Here is an 18,087-nt window from a genome sequence, read left to right as displayed (position 1 = left end):
TTTTTGCAGACAAATTAAGCCGTAGCTATAACTTTAGAGTTCTGCCAACGCCCATTTACTCTGCTAATGAATTTTGCTGGTATTGATTTACCGTTTCTTAGCTCATATACTACTTGCAAGACATTTGCACGTTTATTTGGTTGAAACATTACCATACCAGATGTATAAAAGCTTCTTAAAGCATTAGCACCAATTAAAGCTTGAAAAGGACTTTTTGCTAATGTAGCTGTGGATACTTTTCTGGTATGACGTGTAATAATTATTCCAGCCATAGGATTAATTATAGAACGTAATTTTTCTATTCTGCTTTGCAGACCGGAAAATATATTTTCATAGTCAAGGGAATCCAAAACGATAAGGTCTATCGTTTTAAATTTTTCTCCTATAATCTCTTTTATTCTCTCTATACCTTCATCGTTTAAAGTTAATCTCATCTTTGTAGTAACAATCAAGTTTTCTTCTGCTAGATTTGGCAGCCTTTGATTAGTTATGATTTGTTGTATGCGTTCCCTGATGTATAGCATTTCTCATAATAGTCCGAACAGGTCATAGGAAGGCAGAATCAACAGCACGACGAAAGGATTCGAATAGAGGAATGTTTTTCCTGGCTCTGTTTTTTATAGCAAACCAATGATGCTCAATTTTGTTGAAATCTGGAGAATAAGGCGGCAGATACAAAATTTCTGCACCAACCCCTTTAGCAAGCTCGATAATCTTATCAGACTTATGAAAAGTAGCATTGTCAAGAATGACAGTCTGTCCAGGTTCCAAGATCGGTGTCAAAAATTGCTCAAACCATCCATTAAAAACATCCATATTACAGTGGCCTTCAAAGGTTAACGGAACAACTATCTTTCTTCCACTTAAGGCTGCAACCATACTGATTCGTTGAGTTTTCTTTCCAGATTTTAAGGCATAAAACCGCTGTCCTTTCTGGCAATATCCGTAGGGGTAGTCTTCGGTGTTATCAATGCCAGACTCATCTATATACACTAAGTTTTTAGGTTCTTTTGTCGCTATAATTTTCAAAAATTCAGCACGTTTTTCTTCGTTTCTTTCCTTGTATCCATATGTCTTTTTTTGCGCGTAAATTCAATTTTTTTAAGGGCTCGATAGATCGTTTGGATACTAACGTTGTTCCAAAGTTTAGCCATTTCCGATAGAGTCTTTCCTCCGTGTTCTCTGGCAAATTTGGCAAAGGTATCCCAGTCGGTAATTTTGTGATTGTAACCCCCATTTCCAAGTTTTTTTGATTGAAAGTCTCCTGTTTCTTTTCTTCTTTGCTGCCACTCCCATAAAGTAGTTCGTCCAATCTTAAATCTTGCTGCCACTGTTTCTCTGCTTTCTCCTTCGTCTAGCGCTTCCATTGCTTTTTTTCTTAAATCATAACTATATGCTGCTGGCATTCAACCTCCTTATCATCATCTACCCTTATCCTATCACATCCGGACTTTTATGGAAAGAGCTATAAGAGGTTGTCCGGAAACAAGTAAATTCAAGCATATTCCCTCTTTAACATAACCCTACTCATAGCTAGGTATATGAAATTCTCAGTGGATGTTGTGAGTAAATCATACTCCTTCGATAGCCTTCTATTCCTATTAACCCAAGCAAAAGTCCTTTCTACAACCCATCTTCTTGGCTGTACTTTAAACCCTTGTTCTCTTGTTGGTAGTAGCTCAGGTGGCGTATCTTTGTGCACCCAAAATCTACATGTAGGCCTTTTAACAATTTCAATATCTATGTCATATTCTTCCTTTATGTGATTCTTTAAATTTCTTCCTTGGTATCCCATGTCAGCCCACATTTTTTTAACTTTAGTATATTTTGTTCTCATATTGTTTAATGCTATTTTAATACCATCTCTATCATTTTCGTTAGCAGCGCCTACGTAACAACCTAGTATAAAACCCTGAGTGTCTGTAATTATATGCCTTTTTCTACCCTTTACTTTTTTACTTCCATCATAGCCTTTGATCCCCCCTTTTCTGTAGTCTTTACAGATTGACTATCTACTATACAGGCACTCGGCTGCTCATTCCTTCCTATTTTTCTTCTACTATATTTTGTAATTTCATAATTCATTTTCTCAAAAATTCCCTGCTTCTTCCATTGCCTGAACTGCTCATACACAGTCTTCCATAGCGGAAAATCATTTGGTAAATACCGCCATTGACACCCTGTACGCAATACATAGAAAATTGCTTCTAATATTTCTCTTTTGCTATACTTTGGCGGCCTTCCTCCTTTCTTGTATGATACTCTGAAGTGTTTTTCTATTCTTGCCCATTCCCTTTCGCTTAGATCTGTTGGATACTTTTTTCTCATCTTTACCCCGTACTAAAATTTCAGATATTATAGCCTTTTACTTGTTTCCGGACAACCTCTAATTTGTTATTTATATTAATAAATTTAATTCTATTGAAAATAGCTAAAGCATTGAAATTCTTGAATTTTAGCCGGATTGGTAAATGGTAGTGAAATTTCTTTTACTCAAATTTAGGTATTCATTGACCGTTCTTGTTATAAATACCAGAATAATAAGCTACTGATATTCCCTATCTTTTTTATCTTTAATCCATCATAGCTAGCGATGCAACAAAGCCCACTGGAATCCAGGTTGTAACCGTTCACGGATTGTGAGAATGAATAAAGAACTAAGCAGTCGTAACTTTTGGAAGGGATTTTGGCCATTGAGACGTGATGTCAAAAATATCGACAACATTCTTTCCACAAATCTTTCTCCATGTTCCGACCAGGTGAAAAAGCTGTTTTTACGATAGCCGTCTAATTTGCCGTTCTGCAAGGGTGTTGATTGACTTCAGGCTTTCGTAAAAACTTCCACACCATATCCTCGGCCTTAACATCTTAATGGCCATTCTCAAACCATTTACAAGCCTTGTCATTTCATGCCCCCCCTTTTTGCATTAGTTGTGTAGCATCTTTTAATATTAGCAAGGCCTATAATAGTGCAACACTGCCTTACGTATTGCCAATCCAAATTCTACTTGCTGTAAAATAACACAATCTGCTACATCACTGCTAATCTCAATCCCTCTGTTTATTGGCCCTGGGTGCATAACAATCGCATCTGGTTTTGCGTATGATAGCTTTTGTGAATCAAGTCCATACAAATGAAAATATTCTTTCTCTGAAAAACTATTATTCATGCGCTCTCTCTGCAGCCTTAAAAGCATAATTACATCAGCATCTTTTATACCTTCAATTAATGAATAATGGACTGAATCTACTTCAGGAAAATGCTTACAAATTAAAGTTGGTGGTGCGACCAAGCTTATCTCTGCTCCAAACATTTTTAGCAACCTTATATTTGACCTTGCAACTCTGCTGTGCAGAATATCTCCACATATCACAACTTTGAGATCCTTTATTTGCTTTTTATGACTGCTGATTACAAGATAGTCTGCAAGAGCTTGAGTTGGATGTTCACTGCTTCCATCGCCTGCGTTGATTAGCGAGCAGTTAACATACTTTGCCAGTGTATTAATGATACCACTACTTTTATGCCTGATTATTATGTAATCAGGATTCATTGCATTTAATGTTTTGATCATGTCTTTTAGATCTTCTCCCTTGTTAATAGAAGAAGATCTTATTGGCAAAGTTACAACATTTGCTCCAAGGCTTTTTGCTGCTATTTCAAAAGACGCAAGTGTACGCGTTGAATCTTCAAAGAATAAATTTATTACTGTCTTATTTTCCAAGATATGACCATTTGTAACTTCTTTTTTAAGGTACTGGTTGGCCAACTTAGTTATATTTTCTACATCATCGACTGTAAGGTCTGAGATGTTTAACAAATTCCTTCTCTTGTTCATAGTTTCCTTTTCAACTACTTGAACCTATTCTACTTTCTTATTACCTTTTTTCAATAGACTTCTTGTGCAGCAATTGTTTTGGTGAAAGAACGGAAAAAGATAGTAAAGTCAAAATTAAGTTAGAAGGAAGAAAAAGTTCAGCGAGTCAAGAGTAAGGTATATTAGCATAAATCTTTCATCCCAATGTTTAGTGGCGCTGGGGATTACTTCCACTTACACTCATCCGCTATCATAACAGCCTCAAAAAGATGCTTCTCAAGTTCACTTAGAGGCAAATCACTTTGTGAATAATTTCCCCAAGATTTTAGTATATCGGAAGTTTCAACGCCTTCAATAATAGGATATTCTTGGTTTTTTTTAGCATATAACTCTTGAGCCTGCTTGCTTACTAAAAATTCCAATAAGACTATAGCATTTTCCCTGTTTTTTGCGTTTTTTGTTACTGCTGCACCACTGATGTTTACCATTACACCGTGATCGTTGCGATTAGGAAAAAAAGCCCCTAGCTTGTCTGCAACATTCTTTTTATTTTCTGATGAAAGAATTCTCGCAAAGTAGTAGCTGTTTACTATTGCAACATCTCCCTCACCCGCTGCTACGGCGTAAATTTGATCAGTATCACCACCACTTGGTTTTCTTGCCATATTGCTCACAATTCCGCTTACCCATTCTTTCGTCTTTTCAAAACCATTATTTGCAATCATAAAAGCAATTAACGATCTGTTATATGGACTTGTAGAAGAACGCACTAATATTTTTCCTTTCCATTTTTCATTTGCTAAATCTTCATAAGTACTTAAGTCCTTAGGGTCTACTGACTCTTTATTGTAAACCAATATCCTAGCTCTTTTTGTAAGACCAAACCAATAATCTTCACTGTCTCTAAATCTTGCAGGTATAACACTTTTTAAAACCTCTGAATCTACTTGAGATAAAAGTCTTCTTTTTTTTGCTAGAATTAAGTTGATTGCATCAGCAGTCAAAAATAAGTCAGCTTCACCACCGTTTTCCATTCGTGAAAGTAGCTGAGAATAATCATCAATGATGTAACGTACTTTAATACCTGTATTTTTCGTGAATTCATCAAACAAAGTACGTACTAATTCTTCTTTGCGCGATGAATAAACATTTACCACTTGTGAGTCATTAGTTCCGTCGTTTCTGTATAAATAAGTAATAACTATCAATATAATTGCTATTAAGGATGTGAATATAAAGGCTTTTTTCATATTGGATAAAAAATAACTTCTTTCAGTTAAAGTTACCAAGATGGTACAACTTTAGCAAGTGTAAAGTTCGTTAGATAAATCATAAAAACTTTCTTGACAAGCTTCGCCAGCCCCCTTATTATAACACTGAAGCTATTTATTTATCTTCGCAATCTCTGCAGTGGATTAATGACAAAAAACTTAATGTATTTGGCGTAAATCATGCTTAATTTTTTGCACTATGTGCACCTTATGTCTTCACAATATTTCTAGGTTTTTACCTAATATAAGCTGAAATGCGCTATTTAAAACATTAAAAAACGCCAACTTAAAAAATGGATAGTGAATAACTAGCTACCCTAGGGTTTCTTTTGCCTTTTTTTCTGTTTAGTAAATTGTATCCGTTCAGCGGAGTGGTAGAATAAGGTAGACAAAGCAAGATAATAAAGATAATCATAGAGCAAAAGTGAGTGTGCGATCCGATGTCATGAAATCATGATGGTTAAATTCCATCCACCATAACATCTGGTTGAAATCATAGTTCACATTTTAGGAAATTGGCAATTTTCTAGGGTGCAAGCATGAACTAAAAGGGAGTAATATTAAACCTTATAATAAATCCTCTCGAGAAGAGTTAGATATGGTTACGAAAGAAACTTATGTTTGAATTGTCGTCATTGCAAATATGCGAAAAAAAAGGTTGATACGCATAAACCAAAAGGTACAGAGAATGGATGATTAAAATGCTCACGTTTAATCAAGATGTTTCCGATCTCTCGGCAAAAAGTAAGAACCTAAATCCAACACGAAATGGTTTCATGGAACGGAGTAACCACATGGAAGCTCTTGTTAATCTTTATAAGAGTAACAAGCAGGTAGCCAACCGCAAGTCTCTGTGTGGAGGGATTGTTTAAGAAGCTAATGCCTAGGGTAATGTCTAGGATATGCAGACGTGGACACTGTAATTTGGAAGGTAAAGTTGTAAATAGTAGTGAATATGTTATGAGCCAACAAAATGTTAGGTATGAATGGAATGAAATTCCTTGGCGCAAGCTAGAGAAATTTTCGTTTAAGCTACAAAAACGAATTTACCGAGCTTCACAAGGTAATGATATCAAAAAGATGCACAATCTTCAGAGATTATTACTCAAATCAACAAGTGCAAGAACGATAGCAGTTAGAAGGGTAACTCAGGACAACAGAGGGAAAAAAACTGCAGGTATTGATGGAAAAGCTAACCTTAGTCAAAAAGAAAGATTGCAATTGGCAAACTCCTTAGATATAAGGGAGAAAGCAAAGCCATCAAGACGCATTTGGATTTCAAAACCTGGAAAGAATGAGAAACGCCCATTGGGGATACCCACTATATCGTGTCGAGCAAAACAAACACTTGTAAAAATGGCTTTAGAACCTGAGTGGGAGGCAAAATTTGAGCCAAACACTTATGGTTTTAGACCTGGTAGATCATGTCATGACGCCATTGAAGCAATATTTCAAGCGTTGAGTCGAAAGACAGCATTCATCTTAGATGCTGATATATCTGGGTGCTTTGACAATATTAACCATAATAAACTACTTGAAACCCACACCAACGTTAAAGAAAATATTAAGAGGATGGTTGAAAGCAGGTGTTATGGAAAATAGAATATATAAACCAACTGAAAGTGGTACTATCCAAGGAGGAACAATTTCTCCATTGCTCGCCTGTATCGCTCTAAATGGTTTAGAAAGCTATTTAAAAGAAACAATGGCAGATCAGATAAGAAGCTATAGAAAAGAAAAACTTGGTAGATCATGTAGAGAAAAGGCAAAAAGATCACTCAGCATAATTACTTATGCCGATGACTTTGTGGTATTTCATGAAAGTAAGCAAATTGTGCTTAAGGCAGAGATTTTAATTAAGGAATGGTTAAAAACCATTGGATTAGAATTAAAGTCATCAAAGACAAAAATTTCTCATTCATTGAATCCTCTAAAGGAAAAAAAACCAGGCTTTGATTTTCTTGGATTTACAATACGACAGCATACAGTAAAACAAGGTAAGAAAACATACAAGTTACTAATAAAACCGAGCCGCAACTCTATAAAACGATATACATTAACCGCTAAGTACAAACTTAAAGAAATGTGTGGAGCACCACAAGAAGCTATTATAAAAAACCTAAATCCACTTATTAGAGGATGGTGTCAATATTATACTTCAGTGATTTCAAGGAAAGTCTTCGAGTTACTAGATAGCGTTATGTTTAGAAAACTATGGAAATGGGCAGTACGTAAACATACAAATAAAGGCAAATACTGGATAAAGAGGAAATACTTTAAAAGGTATAAGAATGATAATTGGAGGTTTATGACAAGTAATGGAAAATATCTTATCAAACATGGAGACCATGCTATTAAGCGGCATATCAAAGTGAGAGGAGCAAAATCTCCATATGATGGAGACTGGATATATTGGAGCAGTCGTAGAGTACCAGATAAGTCACTAAGAGTGATAAAATTACTGAAGATGCAACAGGGTAAATGTAATTATTGTCAGCTATATTTTAGGTCAGAGGACATAATTGAAGTGCATCATCAAGACAAAAATAGGAACAATAATACCATAGGAAATTTGTCTTTATTGCACGGGCATTGCCAAGGTGCGCCAAGGTGCGCCAAGAAGTGCTTGGAGAACAGTTGGTGAAAATCCAACACAAACAAAGTCTAGCCAAAAGTTTGGAACAGACCACTATGTTGCATGAGGTAACGAGTGTAATAGAGCTAGTGGGATGGACAATGCAGGGCACAACGGAAGTGAAGGAGTGGAGTCCCGAAATACCTGAAGACATAGAGGTCGACATGTTCATGGCCATGGAAGACAGCATGAAGGATAACGTAAAGGCAAGTTATCACTCACTCTATCGGGATCTGAGACCGTGCCATGTATTGAAATGGACTTCAAGTGAACTTGGGAGATCCCATGCATTCCTATTAAGGTACGTTGGAACAAGTCAACAAAGGCAAGAACTAGCGGAAGATGCAGGGGAAGTCGGACTGATTGATAGTACTCAGAATGTGGGAAAGCCACGTACAAGGGGAAGCGATCAGCAATATAGTAACTGGAATAGGGATTGCTATGCCAATACAACGGAGGTAGGAATAACATGCGATATAAACTAAACCAGATAGCAGTAAGAGCAAAGCAAGATAAGCGACTAAAATTCACATCGTTAGTCCATCTGATAAATACAGAGAATCTTGCGAGATGTTATAAAGAACTGAAGCGTAACAAGGCTTGTGGAGTAGACCAGATAACAGTGGAATCATACGGAGAAAATCTGAATGAGAAACTCGAAGTGCTAGTAGAAAGTATGAAGAGGAAGCAATATCAACCACAACCAGTAAAGAGGGTATATATACCGAAAGCTGGAAGTAAAGAGAAACGCGGACTCGGAATACCATCGACCGAGGATAAATTAGTACAGATTATGCTGAAGAAGATATTAGAAAATATTTACGAGGCAAACTTTCTGGACAGCTCATATGGATTTCGACCTGGAAGAAACTGTCATCAAGCGGTAAATGCACTAGATAAAGCAGTTAAGTACAAGCCAATAAACTACATTGTAGAAGTGGATATCAAGAAGTTCTACGATAATATACAGCATAAATGGCTAATGAGGTGTCTAAGGGAACGAATAACTGACCCAAATTTGCTGTGGTTAGTAAAGCGGTTTCTCAAGGCAGGGATAGTCGAAGCTGGAAATTATGAAGCAACAAAACAAGGTACACCACAAGGCGGTATAGTAAGTCCTGTATTAGCAAATATATACTTACATTATGTGTTGGATTTATGGATAGAAAAGAAATTTAAATCAAGATCCAGAGGATATATACAACAAATAAGGTTTTGCGATGATTTTGTGGTTTGTTGCGAAAGTAAGGTAGACGCGGAAGAATTTCTGGAATTACTGAAACAAAGGCTAAATAAATTTGGGTTGGAAGTATCTGAAAACAAGACCAGAGTAGTAAAGTTTGGCAAGAGGGAGTGGCAACGAGCGATAAGAGAGAAACGAAGGACGGAAAGTTTCAATTTTCTGGGGTTTACGCACTATGGTGCAAAAAGTCGTCGTGGTAGATTAATGATGGGACATAAAACCTCTAAGTTAAATCTAGCCAGAAAACTAAAAGAAATCAAGGAGTGGTTGAAAATAGTCCGCGGAAGTATTCGACTTAAAGATTGGTGGCAAGTACTGAAGGCTAAATTAACAGGACACTATAACTACTTTGGTATTAGCGGAAATTATTGGTGTTTGAGAGGTTGTCCGGAAACAAGTAAATTCAAGCATATTCCCTCTTTAACATAACCCTACTCATAGCTAGGTATATGAAATTCTCAGTGGATGTTGTGAGTAAATCATACTCCTTCGATAGCCTTCTATTCCTATTAACCCAAGCAAAAGTCCTTTCTACAACCCATCTTCTTGGCTGTACTTTAAACCCTTGTTCTCTTGTTGGTAGTAGCTCAGGTGGCGTATCTTTGTGCACCCAAAATCTACATGGAGGCCTTTTAACAATTTCAATATCTATGTCATATTCTTCCTTTATGTGATTCTTTAAATTTCTTCCTTGGTATCCCATGTCAGCCCACATTTTTTTAACTTTAGTATATTTTGTTCTCATATTGTTTAATGCTATTTTAATACCATCTCTATCATTTTCGTTAGCAGCGCCTACGTAACAACCTAGTATAAAACCCTGAGTGTCTGTAATTATATGCCTTTTTCTACCCTTTACTTTTTTACTTCCATCATAGCCTTTGATCCCCCCTTTTCTGTAGTCTTTACAGATTGACTATCTACTATACAGGCACTCGGCTGCTCATTCCTTCCTATTTTTCTTCTACTATATTTTGTAATTTCATAATTCATTTTCTCAAAAATTCCCTGCTTCTTCCATTGCCTGAACTGCTCATACACAGTCTTCCATAGCGGAAAATCATTTGGTAAATACCGCCATTGACACCCTGTACGCAATACATAGAAAATTGCTTCTAATATTTCTCTTTTGCTATACTTTGGCGGCCTTCCTCCTTTCTTGTATGATACTCTGAAGTGTTTTTCTATTCTTGCCCATTCCCTTTCGCTTAGATCTGTTGGATACTTTTTTCTCATCTTTACCCCGTACTAAAATTTCAGATATTATAGCCTTTTACTTGTTTCCGGACAACCTCTAAATGGATAAATCGGCGTAGTCAGAAAAAGAGTATGACCTGGGAACAGTTTGTACACTACGTAGAAGTAAATCCATTACCAAAGCCAAAAATACATTTTTCTTTATATGCATAAGAGGGACGACTGTGAAAACTAATATTGATGAGCCGTGTGCGGGAAATCTGCAAGCACGGTTCTTTAGGGGGAGTTGTAGTAATAAAACTCAAACGAGAGGAGTAAAGCTACAGCTTCTACCGAACAAGTTTTTCTTTCCCGTGAATTCCCTTTGAGGTTGAATATTGAAAATTGACTGGAGAGTTGTGGATTACTTTGTATATGTCATAACAAGCCATGGCGCTCTCAGCAAAACCATTTAGTATTAATTTTAGTTTGCCTGAATAAATAGCTATATCTCCGATTGCATATATCCTATCTCTACTGGTTTTAAGTGTAGCTGGGTCGACAACTATGCGGCTATGTTCTAACTGTATACCCCAATTGTTTATTGGACCAAGATTCATTGACAATCCAAAAAATGGCAGCAAAAAATCAGCGGATATTTCTTTTTCTTCCTTAGAGGCAATGTTTTTTACTATCACTGCGCTCAACTGCCCATTACTTCCTGCTAGTTCGTGTAATTGATATGGCACTACCAGTTCTATTTTTCCATCAATTTCAAGTGATTCTAATTTATTTCTAGTTTCAGGAGTGCAGCGAAATTCCTTTCTTCTATGTATCACATAAATTTTCTTTGCAACTTTAGAAAGTTCTACAGTCCAATCAGCCGCAGAATCACCCCCCCCTGCAATGACTATAGTTTTATCCTGAAAATCAGAAATTTTATTTACACTGTAAAATACAGATTTATTTTCATATTCTAATATACCATTCAAGGGTGGGCGGTTAGGTTCAAACATTCCGTTACCTGCAGCAACAATAACGGCTTTGCATTTTACCTCTGTACCTATGTTCGTTATGACAGTAAAGCTTTCACCTTCGTTATTTGAAATCTTTTCTACTTTTTGACTTAAATGGTAAATAGGCTTAAATGGCGAAGCTTGCTCCATTAGCTGCTCAATTAATTTTTGGGCAGTAATTACAGGATAACCAGGTATATCATATATTGGCTTTTCTGGGTAAAGAGCTGTGCATTGTCCTCCTGCTTGATCCAAAACATCTATTATATGACATTTCATATCAAGCATTCCCGCTTGAAAAGCAGTGAATATTCCAACAGGTCCTGCACCTATTATTACTATATCGGTTTTCATATTCAGATGGTGATCTATTTATAGATATTAGCTTTCTTTGCTAACAAGGTCAATTTACAAAGGGATGTATTTTTAAAAGATGTGGCTAGATTAGACAAGATTTCCAGCGTTATGAACCACATAGTCCAAATAAGCTCTAAAAATCAGCTAGCATAGCGAGATGCTGTGCGGACGGAATGGGATTCGAACCCATGGTACGCTCATCACGTACGTCAGTTTTCAAGACTGGTGCCTTAAACCGCTCGGCCATCCGTCCATTTCTTTTCTATCACAACATTTGATTTTAAGCAATCTATAAAAGCTTTACTTGCCCACGCAAAAGTTGCTAAATATACTATCCAATATTTCCTCAACATTAATAATCCCAATCACTGCACCAAGTTCAAATGCAGCAAGCCTCAAATCTTCAGATATCAACTCAATTGGATTATCGATATTAAAACGTTGTAAATGTTCCAGTGCTTTCTGCATGTGATTCCTATGTCTTTGCCGAGTGATTACAGGAGTGTCTCTATCATGCCCAAATTTTTCCTCTGCCTTCTCTTTTATGAGAGAGATCAATTTGTTTGTACCTATTCCCTTTAAAATAGAAATAGGTAGAAAATCTATGCCATTAATTTTTATATTGTGATTATTGATAACATCGTCAGCTTTGCTCAATACATAAATAGTATCGCTATTTACAACGTTGCAATTGATATTATGACGCTGTTCAAAAGGAAATAGTTCTATTCTTAAATCAGCTTCAAAAGACCTCTTTTTCGCTCGACTTATACCTTCTGATTCTATTGGATCTGAACTCTCACGAATTCCAGCAGTATCAGAGAGAATGATTGGGTATCCGCCAATGTCAATATGAGCTTCAAGTATATCTCTTGTTGTGCCTGCATATTCAGAAACAATAGCAATATCACGCTTGGCTAAGAAATTAAACAGAGTTGATTTACCGACATTTGGTTCACCAGTTATTACAATATGTAAACCCTCACGCAACCTTTCGCCCCGTCTATTATCATTTAAATGCTCTTGTATCAATCGCACGAGAGATTGCACTTCATTATTAATTTTTTCCAACTCACTTTTTTCTGCCCAAATGTCCTCTGGAAAGTCTATATATGCTTCGATTTTGGATTGTATCGTTATCAATCTTTGCCTCCAATTGCTGTATAGTCTCTCCAATTCTCCTGATATCTGCTTAATCGCTTGTTTAGCTTGCATTTTCGTCTCAGCATCAATTAAGTCTGCAATCCCTTCTATTTGCGTTAAGTCAAATTTATCATTTAGAAAAGCCCTAAGTGAGAATTCTCCAGGCTTGGCCATAACGAAAACTTTTGATAATTCCTCCAAGATGATTTTTATAACTGCCTTGCTTCCATGCACTTGTAACTCTATAACGTCCTCGCCAGTGAAACTGTTTGGAGCAGGGAAATAGATGATTATTCCATTATCTATCAATTGACTGGAATCATCATATAGATCAACTAAAGTAGCAAATCTTGGTTTAATTTCTTTCTTAATATGAAAATGATTTAAAGCTTTAAGCGCATAGTTGCCTGAAATTCTAATTACTGCAACTCCTGACTTACCAAATACGGTCGATAAAGCGAAAATAGTTTCATTTGTGTTTGTCATTATTTATATAAACTACTTAGCAATATTACACTTAAGAAACCAAAATACCTAATTTGAAAATATTCAAAATTTTTATCTATCTTGCTAGTTTATATTAATGCAGTACTATCATACTAGTGAATGTATTATATAGAAAAGCTGTAAAAGTCACCCAGGTGAAAATATTTATTTTGAAAACTGATAATATGATTTATAATGACTGACACAAGTTTTAAATATTTTATGCTCAAGAAATTAGCTTGGTATTGGTCTTTTGCAGAGTTAATCAAAGGGTTTGCTATTACATTGAAATATATGTTCAAACCAAAGGTTACGTTAAGATATCCTATGGAGAAGGGCCCTTTAAGTCCAAGGTTTCGTGGTGAGCATGCGTTGCGTAGGTATCCAAACGGTGAAGAACGGTGCATAGCTTGTAAATTATGCGAAGTTATCTGCCCTGCTCAAGCAATAGTTATTGAAGCAGAGGAAAGAGAAGACGGTAGTCGTCGCACCACACGCTATGATATTGACATGACAAAATGCATATACTGCGGGCTTTGCCAAGAGGCATGTCCAGTTGATGCAATTGTGGAGGGTCCTAACTTTGAACTTGCTACTGAAACGAGAGAGGAGCTAATGTACAATAAAGAAAAGTTATTGCGTAATGGTGAAATTTGGGAAGACGCAATTGCACTCAGGTTAAAAAAGAATAGACCTTATTATTAATGTTCAGAGCTTATAACCCTGTTATCCATTATGATTTAAGGGCAGTGCCCACTAGGGGTGGTGTCATCCAAGTAGCTGATACACAACTGTACGAACATTTGTTTGCGAGGGCAGTATGTTAAATGTTATAGCCTGTTTTGCCTCAAACACAAAGGTGTCATCCCAGTGCTTGACACTGGGGTCCAGGTATAAAAATATTTGCAAATTGTGCAATGGACAACAGATTTTAGGAGCATACGTTAAACTAATTTCCATTATAAAAATAAGATGGATCCCAGTGTCACGCACTGGGATGACAAAGAGAGGGTTAGACAAAAGGGTCGATAAATGATTAGGATTACTTTTTCAGCCGAACAAAAAGTAAAAGAATACAGTGGTAAAGTTACTGGCTTTGATATATTACAACCGGATGTTTTGAAAGAAGCAATTGCCTTTAAGGTAAATGGTGAGTTGCATGATCTCTCACGTGAAATTGAAGCTGATGCAGAGATAGAGGTGATACAACTGAGTGACGAAGCGGGTTTAGATATAATAAGGCATGATGCTGCTCACATAATGGCACAGGCAGTGAAAGAGCTATTTCCTAATACTCAGATTACTATCGGCCCAACAATTCAGGACGGTTTTTACTATGATTTTGCTACAGGTCGTACCTTCACTACGGACGATCTTACCGCAATAGAAAAGAAAATGAAAGAGATTGTAAAAAGTAACCACAGATTTGTTCGAGAAGTTTGGACTCGCAAGCAGGCAATTGATTTCTTTAGTGATATAGGCGAAAAATATAAGGTTGATATTATCTCATCCATACCAGAGGGTGAAAACCTAACTGTTTATAGGCAAGGTGATTTTGTTGACCTATGCCGTGGTCCGCACTCACCATCAACCGGTAGAGTTAAAGCGTTTAAACTTATGAAAGTAGCGGGTGCATACTGGCGAGGTGATGCAAAGGGCCCAATGTTGCAGCGAATATATGGCACAGCATGGAGAAATAAGGATGAATTAAACGCTTATCTTGAGTGCCTCAAAGAAGCAGAAAAACGTGATCACCGCAAAATTGCCAAGGATATGGATTTATTTCACATCCAAGAGGAAGCTGTTGGGCAGGTTTTTTGGCATGAACAAGGATATATTCTATATAATGTTCTTGAGTCTTACATCAGAAAGAAGCTAATAAATAATGGCTATTTTGAGGTAAAAACTCCTATTTTAGTAAGTAAAGAGCTGTGGGAAAGATCTGGACATTGGGATAAGTTTCGTGAAAATATGTTTATTGTTGACGAATCTGAGAATAAAAAGTTAGCAATAAAACCCATGAATTGTCCTTGTCATGTGCAGATTTTTAATTCTCACACCAGGAGCTACCGTGATTTACCAATACGTATGGCAGAGTTTGGCACATGCCATAGAAATGAAAGCTCAGGCTCATTGCACGGACTGATGCGAGTGCGTGGTTTTACGCAAGACGATGCACACATTTTTTGTATGGAAGAACAAGTGAATTCTGAAACTATAAAGTTTTGTGACCTTTTAAAAGAAGTATATTCAGAGCTTGGATTTAATGAAATTTCTGTGAAATTTTCAGACCGTCCAGATATTAGAGCAGGTAATGATGAAGTGTGGGATAGAGCTGAAAAAGCGCTGCTTGAAGCCGTTAAAGAAGCGGGCTTGAGTTATGAACTGAGCCCTGGTGAAGGTGCATTTTATGGTCCAAAGCTAGAGTTTGTTTTGAAAGATGCAATAGGCAGAAGCTGGCAATGTGGAACATTGCAAGTTGATTTCATTTTACCAGAACGTCTGGGAGCTTTTTATATAGGGGCAGATGGACACAAGCATCACCCTGTCATGTTACATAGGGCAATTCTTGGAACTTTTGAGCGTTTTATTGGAATTTTAATAGAAAATTATGCAGGAAAACTTCCAGTTTGGCTTGCTCCAACGCAACTTGCTATTCTGACCATTACAAATGAAGCTGACGGTTACGCCACAGAAATTAGCAATATTTTAAAAGAACAAGGTGTGAGAGTCAAGACTGATTTGACCAATGAAAAAATTAGTTATAAGATACGTTTGCATAGTTCAAACAAGGTTCCTATATTGTGGATTGTAGGCAAAAATGAAGTTACAAGTAAAACTGTGTCAGTAAGAAATTTAGGATCGGAAAGACAGGAGTCTTTTTCTTTGGAAAAGGCTAATGAATCGCTGTTAAAAAGTATTAATTTGAATTAAGGGAGTTAAAGTTTGCAAGTTAAAAAGAACAATAAAAACAGAATTAATGGATTTATCACAGCTAAGGAGGTACGCTTAGTTGATCATAGTGGTGAAATGGTCGGAATCGTGCCAATAGAACGAGCTTTGGAATTTGCACAGGGTGTTGGTTTAGACTTGGTGGAAATTGCACCTGATTCAACCCCTCCAGTATGTAAAATTCTGGATTATAGCAAGCAAAAGTATGATATAAAAAAGAAAGCAAGTGAAGCAAAAAAGAAACAAAAAACATTAACTATAAAAGAAATTAAACTGGGTCCCAATATTGGTGATCACGATTACGGAACAAAATTGCGTCAAGCAAGAGACTTACTTGCCCACGGACATAAAATTAAAGTCACAATGAGATTTAGAGGGAGAGAGCTTATAAACACTGAAGTTGGACTGGAAAAATTAGAACGGCTAATTCGAGACACTGAAGATATCGCAAAGGTAGAATTGGCACCTAAAAGAGAAGGGAATCAATATTTTTTAGCTCTGGTTGCTAAGTAGCAAAACGGCTTAAGAAGTATAAGTAAAGTTAAATTATCGCTCTCTCTTTGATAACATGGCGAAAATGTCTTATTAATCCTTGAATCGGCCAAGCTGCAGCATCGCCAAGTGCGCAAATTGTATGTCCTTCTATTTGAGTTGTAAGGTCAAGCAGCTTATCTATTTCATCAGGCTTAATATCTCCTGCCACCATCCTCTTCATAATCCTCCACATCCATCCAGTACCTTCACGGCATGGTGTGCATTGTCCACAGGACTCATGCATATAAAAGTGTGATAACCTCTCTATTGCAGCTATTATATCAGTTGATTTATTCATCACTATTACAGCAGCAGTACCAAGCCCTGATTGTGCAGTTCTTAATGAATCAAAATCCATTTCAATAGTATCACATATAGATTTTGGAATTAATGGCACTGAAGACCCACCAGGTATTACAGCAAGTAAATTATCCCAACCCCCTCGCACTCCACCTGCGTATTTTTCAATCAATTCACGTAATGGAATTCCGAGCTCTTCTTCAACATTACACGGGTTGTTTACGTGCCCTGAAATACAAAAGACCTTGGTACCAGTATTATTTGGTTTACCAAGAGATGCAAACCATTCTCCTCCGCGATTCAGAATATCTGGAACCATGGCTATAGTTTCAACGTTGTTTATTGTAGTTGGGCAGCCAAAAAGTCCAACACCTGCAGGAAATGGAGGTTTCATGCGAGGAAAGCCCTTTTTTCCTTCAATTGATTCAAGTTGAGCTGTTTCTTCTCCACATATGTAAGCTCCTGCACCCCTATGGATAAACACATCAAGATCATAACCTGATTTGCAGGCATTTTTTCCAATTAAGTTTTCTTTATAGGCTTCCTCAAGTGCCTTTTTTAGAACTAAATATTCATTATAAAATTCACCCCTGATATAAATATATGCAACTGATGCGCTGATCGCTCTGCTGGCCAGGAGAATTCCCTCAAGTAACTTATGTGGCTCATATCGCAATATATCTCTATCTTTACATGTACCAGGTTCTGACTCATCTGCATTGACTACTAAATATGCTTTTGGGAGATTTTTGGGCATAAAGCTCCACTTAAGGCCGGTGGAAAATCCTGCACCCCCTCGACCTTTCAAACCAGATTTCTTTACTTCATCAATGATCTTTTCTGATCCTAAATCCAGTAATTCCTTTGTTTTTTGCCAGCTACCACGTTTTTTTGCACCCTCAAGTAGTGGAGTTCCTTTACCATTTAGGTTGGTGAATATTTTGTCTTGTTCTTTTAGCATGTTTTTCAAAATTTGTGAGTGATCCCGACGCGATTCGAACGCGTGACCCACTGATTAAAAGTCAGTTGCTCTACCGGCTGAGCTACGGGATCATTTCATTTTTCAGCTATACTAAACATCAATACAGTTTTTATCCGTTTTAATCAAACTAAAATTTTCATGTGTGGTTAAATAAATTATATAATATACTGCGTT

14 protein-coding genes, 2 tRNA genes and 3 pseudogenes are annotated in these 18,087 nt (G+C 36.8%); 8 read left to right on the top strand and 11 right to left on the bottom strand.

The genetic code is table 11. From position 1 onward, the window contains the following. Window positions 1-14: 14 nt before the first annotated feature. The 5 genes and pseudogenes from OPR52_RS01020 to OPR52_RS01000 form a co-directional block, all read right to left on the bottom strand. Window positions 15-434, bottom strand: a complete 420-nt coding sequence (locus OPR52_RS01020) for a hypothetical protein (protein WP_265038283.1) — start codon at window positions 432-434, stop codon at window positions 15-17. Window positions 435-546: 112 nt separating this feature from the next. Beyond that, window positions 547-1,406, bottom strand: a protein-coding gene (locus OPR52_RS01015) for an IS630 family transposase (protein WP_265037751.1) whose coding sequence is annotated in 2 segments (ribosomal slippage) — window positions 547-1,082 and window positions 1,082-1,406 — 861 coding nt in all. Because the reading frame shifts where the segments join, the coding sequence is not laid out codon by codon here. An 89-nt stretch (window positions 1,407-1,495) separates the two neighbouring features. Further along, window positions 1,496-2,328 (bottom strand): annotated as a pseudogene (locus tag OPR52_RS01010) (IS5 family transposase). Between the two features lie 623 nt (window positions 2,329-2,951). Next, complete coding sequence (locus tag OPR52_RS01005; protein WP_264722858.1) at window positions 2,952-3,839, bottom strand: aspartate carbamoyltransferase catalytic subunit; 888 nt, start codon at window positions 3,837-3,839, stop codon at window positions 2,952-2,954. Between the two features lie 203 nt (window positions 3,840-4,042). Beyond that, window positions 4,043-5,068, bottom strand: a complete 1,026-nt coding sequence (locus OPR52_RS01000) for an extracellular solute-binding protein (protein WP_264722857.1) — start codon at window positions 5,066-5,068, stop codon at window positions 4,043-4,045. A 900-nt stretch (window positions 5,069-5,968) separates the two neighbouring features. Between OPR52_RS01000 and OPR52_RS00995 the strand changes: the two are divergent. From OPR52_RS00995 to ltrA, 4 genes and pseudogenes are all read left to right on the top strand, one after another. Then, window positions 5,969-7,004, top strand: a pseudogene (locus OPR52_RS00995) (reverse transcriptase domain-containing protein); the annotation flags it as partial. 168 nt (window positions 7,005-7,172) lie between these two features. Beyond that, complete coding sequence (locus OPR52_RS07580) at window positions 7,173-7,733, top strand: group II intron maturase-specific domain-containing protein (protein ID WP_406833387.1); 561 nt, start codon at window positions 7,173-7,175, stop codon at window positions 7,731-7,733. Window positions 7,734-7,780: 47 nt separating this feature from the next. Beyond that, window positions 7,781-8,209, top strand: coding sequence for a hypothetical protein (locus OPR52_RS00985; RefSeq protein WP_264722787.1), 429 nt, complete (start codon window positions 7,781-7,783; stop codon window positions 8,207-8,209). Further along, window positions 8,194-9,396, top strand: coding sequence for a group II intron reverse transcriptase/maturase (gene ltrA / locus OPR52_RS00980; RefSeq protein WP_265038281.1), 1,203 nt, complete (start codon window positions 8,194-8,196; stop codon window positions 9,394-9,396). The genes OPR52_RS00985 and ltrA overlap by 16 nt, the downstream gene beginning before the upstream one ends. On the opposite strand, the pseudogene OPR52_RS00975 reads toward ltrA, so the two are convergent. Then, window positions 9,371-10,203: pseudogene (locus OPR52_RS00975) on the bottom strand (IS5 family transposase). The gene ltrA and the pseudogene OPR52_RS00975 sit on opposite strands and share 26 nt — an antisense overlap. 185 nt (window positions 10,204-10,388) lie before the next feature. Between OPR52_RS00975 and OPR52_RS00970 the strand changes: the two are divergent. Next, window positions 10,389-10,532, top strand: a complete 144-nt coding sequence (locus OPR52_RS00970) for a hypothetical protein (protein WP_264723164.1) — start codon at window positions 10,389-10,391, stop codon at window positions 10,530-10,532. On the opposite strand, the gene OPR52_RS00965 is transcribed toward OPR52_RS00970, so the two are convergent. The 3 genes from OPR52_RS00965 to mnmE form a co-directional block, all read right to left on the bottom strand. Then, complete coding sequence (locus OPR52_RS00965) at window positions 10,494-11,513, bottom strand: NAD(P)/FAD-dependent oxidoreductase (protein ID WP_264723163.1); 1,020 nt, start codon at window positions 11,511-11,513, stop codon at window positions 10,494-10,496. The two genes, OPR52_RS00970 and OPR52_RS00965, sit on opposite strands and share 39 nt — an antisense overlap. A gap of 168 nt (window positions 11,514-11,681) precedes the next feature. Continuing rightward, window positions 11,682-11,769: transfer RNA gene (locus tag OPR52_RS00960), tRNA-Ser, on the bottom strand. Between the two features lie 47 nt (window positions 11,770-11,816). Beyond that, window positions 11,817-13,145, bottom strand: coding sequence for a tRNA uridine-5-carboxymethylaminomethyl(34) synthesis GTPase MnmE (mnmE, locus tag OPR52_RS00955; protein WP_265038280.1), 1,329 nt, complete (start codon window positions 13,143-13,145; stop codon window positions 11,817-11,819). Between the two features lie 222 nt (window positions 13,146-13,367). Here mnmE and nuoI point away from each other — a divergent pair, with 222 nt between their 5' ends. The 3 genes from nuoI (at window position 13,368) to infC (ending at window position 16,610) form a co-directional block, all read left to right on the top strand. After that, window positions 13,368-13,850: an NADH-quinone oxidoreductase subunit NuoI gene (gene nuoI / locus OPR52_RS00950; protein WP_265038485.1), complete on the top strand. Its 483-nt coding sequence runs from the start codon at window positions 13,368-13,370 to the stop codon at window positions 13,848-13,850. Between the two features lie 327 nt (window positions 13,851-14,177). Further along, window positions 14,178-16,079 carry a threonine--tRNA ligase gene (gene thrS, locus OPR52_RS00945; protein WP_265038279.1) on the top strand — a complete coding sequence of 634 codons (1,902 nt, stop codon included), beginning with the start codon at window positions 14,178-14,180 and terminating at the stop codon, window positions 16,077-16,079. Window positions 16,080-16,091: 12 nt separating this feature from the next. After that, window positions 16,092-16,610 (top strand): translation initiation factor IF-3, encoded by a 519-nt coding sequence (gene infC, locus OPR52_RS00940; RefSeq protein ID WP_006279610.1) that lies wholly within the window; start codon window positions 16,092-16,094, stop codon window positions 16,608-16,610. Window positions 16,611-16,638: 28 nt separating this feature from the next. Here infC and nuoF read toward each other — a convergent pair whose 3' ends face one another. Both nuoF and OPR52_RS00930 read right to left on the bottom strand, forming a co-directional pair. Then, window positions 16,639-17,892, bottom strand: coding sequence for an NADH-quinone oxidoreductase subunit NuoF (gene nuoF, locus OPR52_RS00935; protein WP_264723480.1), 1,254 nt, complete (start codon window positions 17,890-17,892; stop codon window positions 16,639-16,641). A gap of 19 nt (window positions 17,893-17,911) precedes the next feature. Then, a tRNA-Lys gene (locus tag OPR52_RS00930) sits at window positions 17,912-17,984 on the bottom strand. Window positions 17,985-18,087: the final 103 nt, after the last annotated feature.

It is taken from the genome of Wolbachia endosymbiont (group A) of Hylaeus communis, assembly GCF_947251915.1.
Lineage (GTDB): Bacteria > Pseudomonadota > Alphaproteobacteria > Rickettsiales > Anaplasmataceae > Wolbachia > Wolbachia pipientis.
The sequence above is the reverse complement of the archived record's forward strand: the minus strand, read 5'-3'. Positions and strand labels throughout refer to the sequence as shown.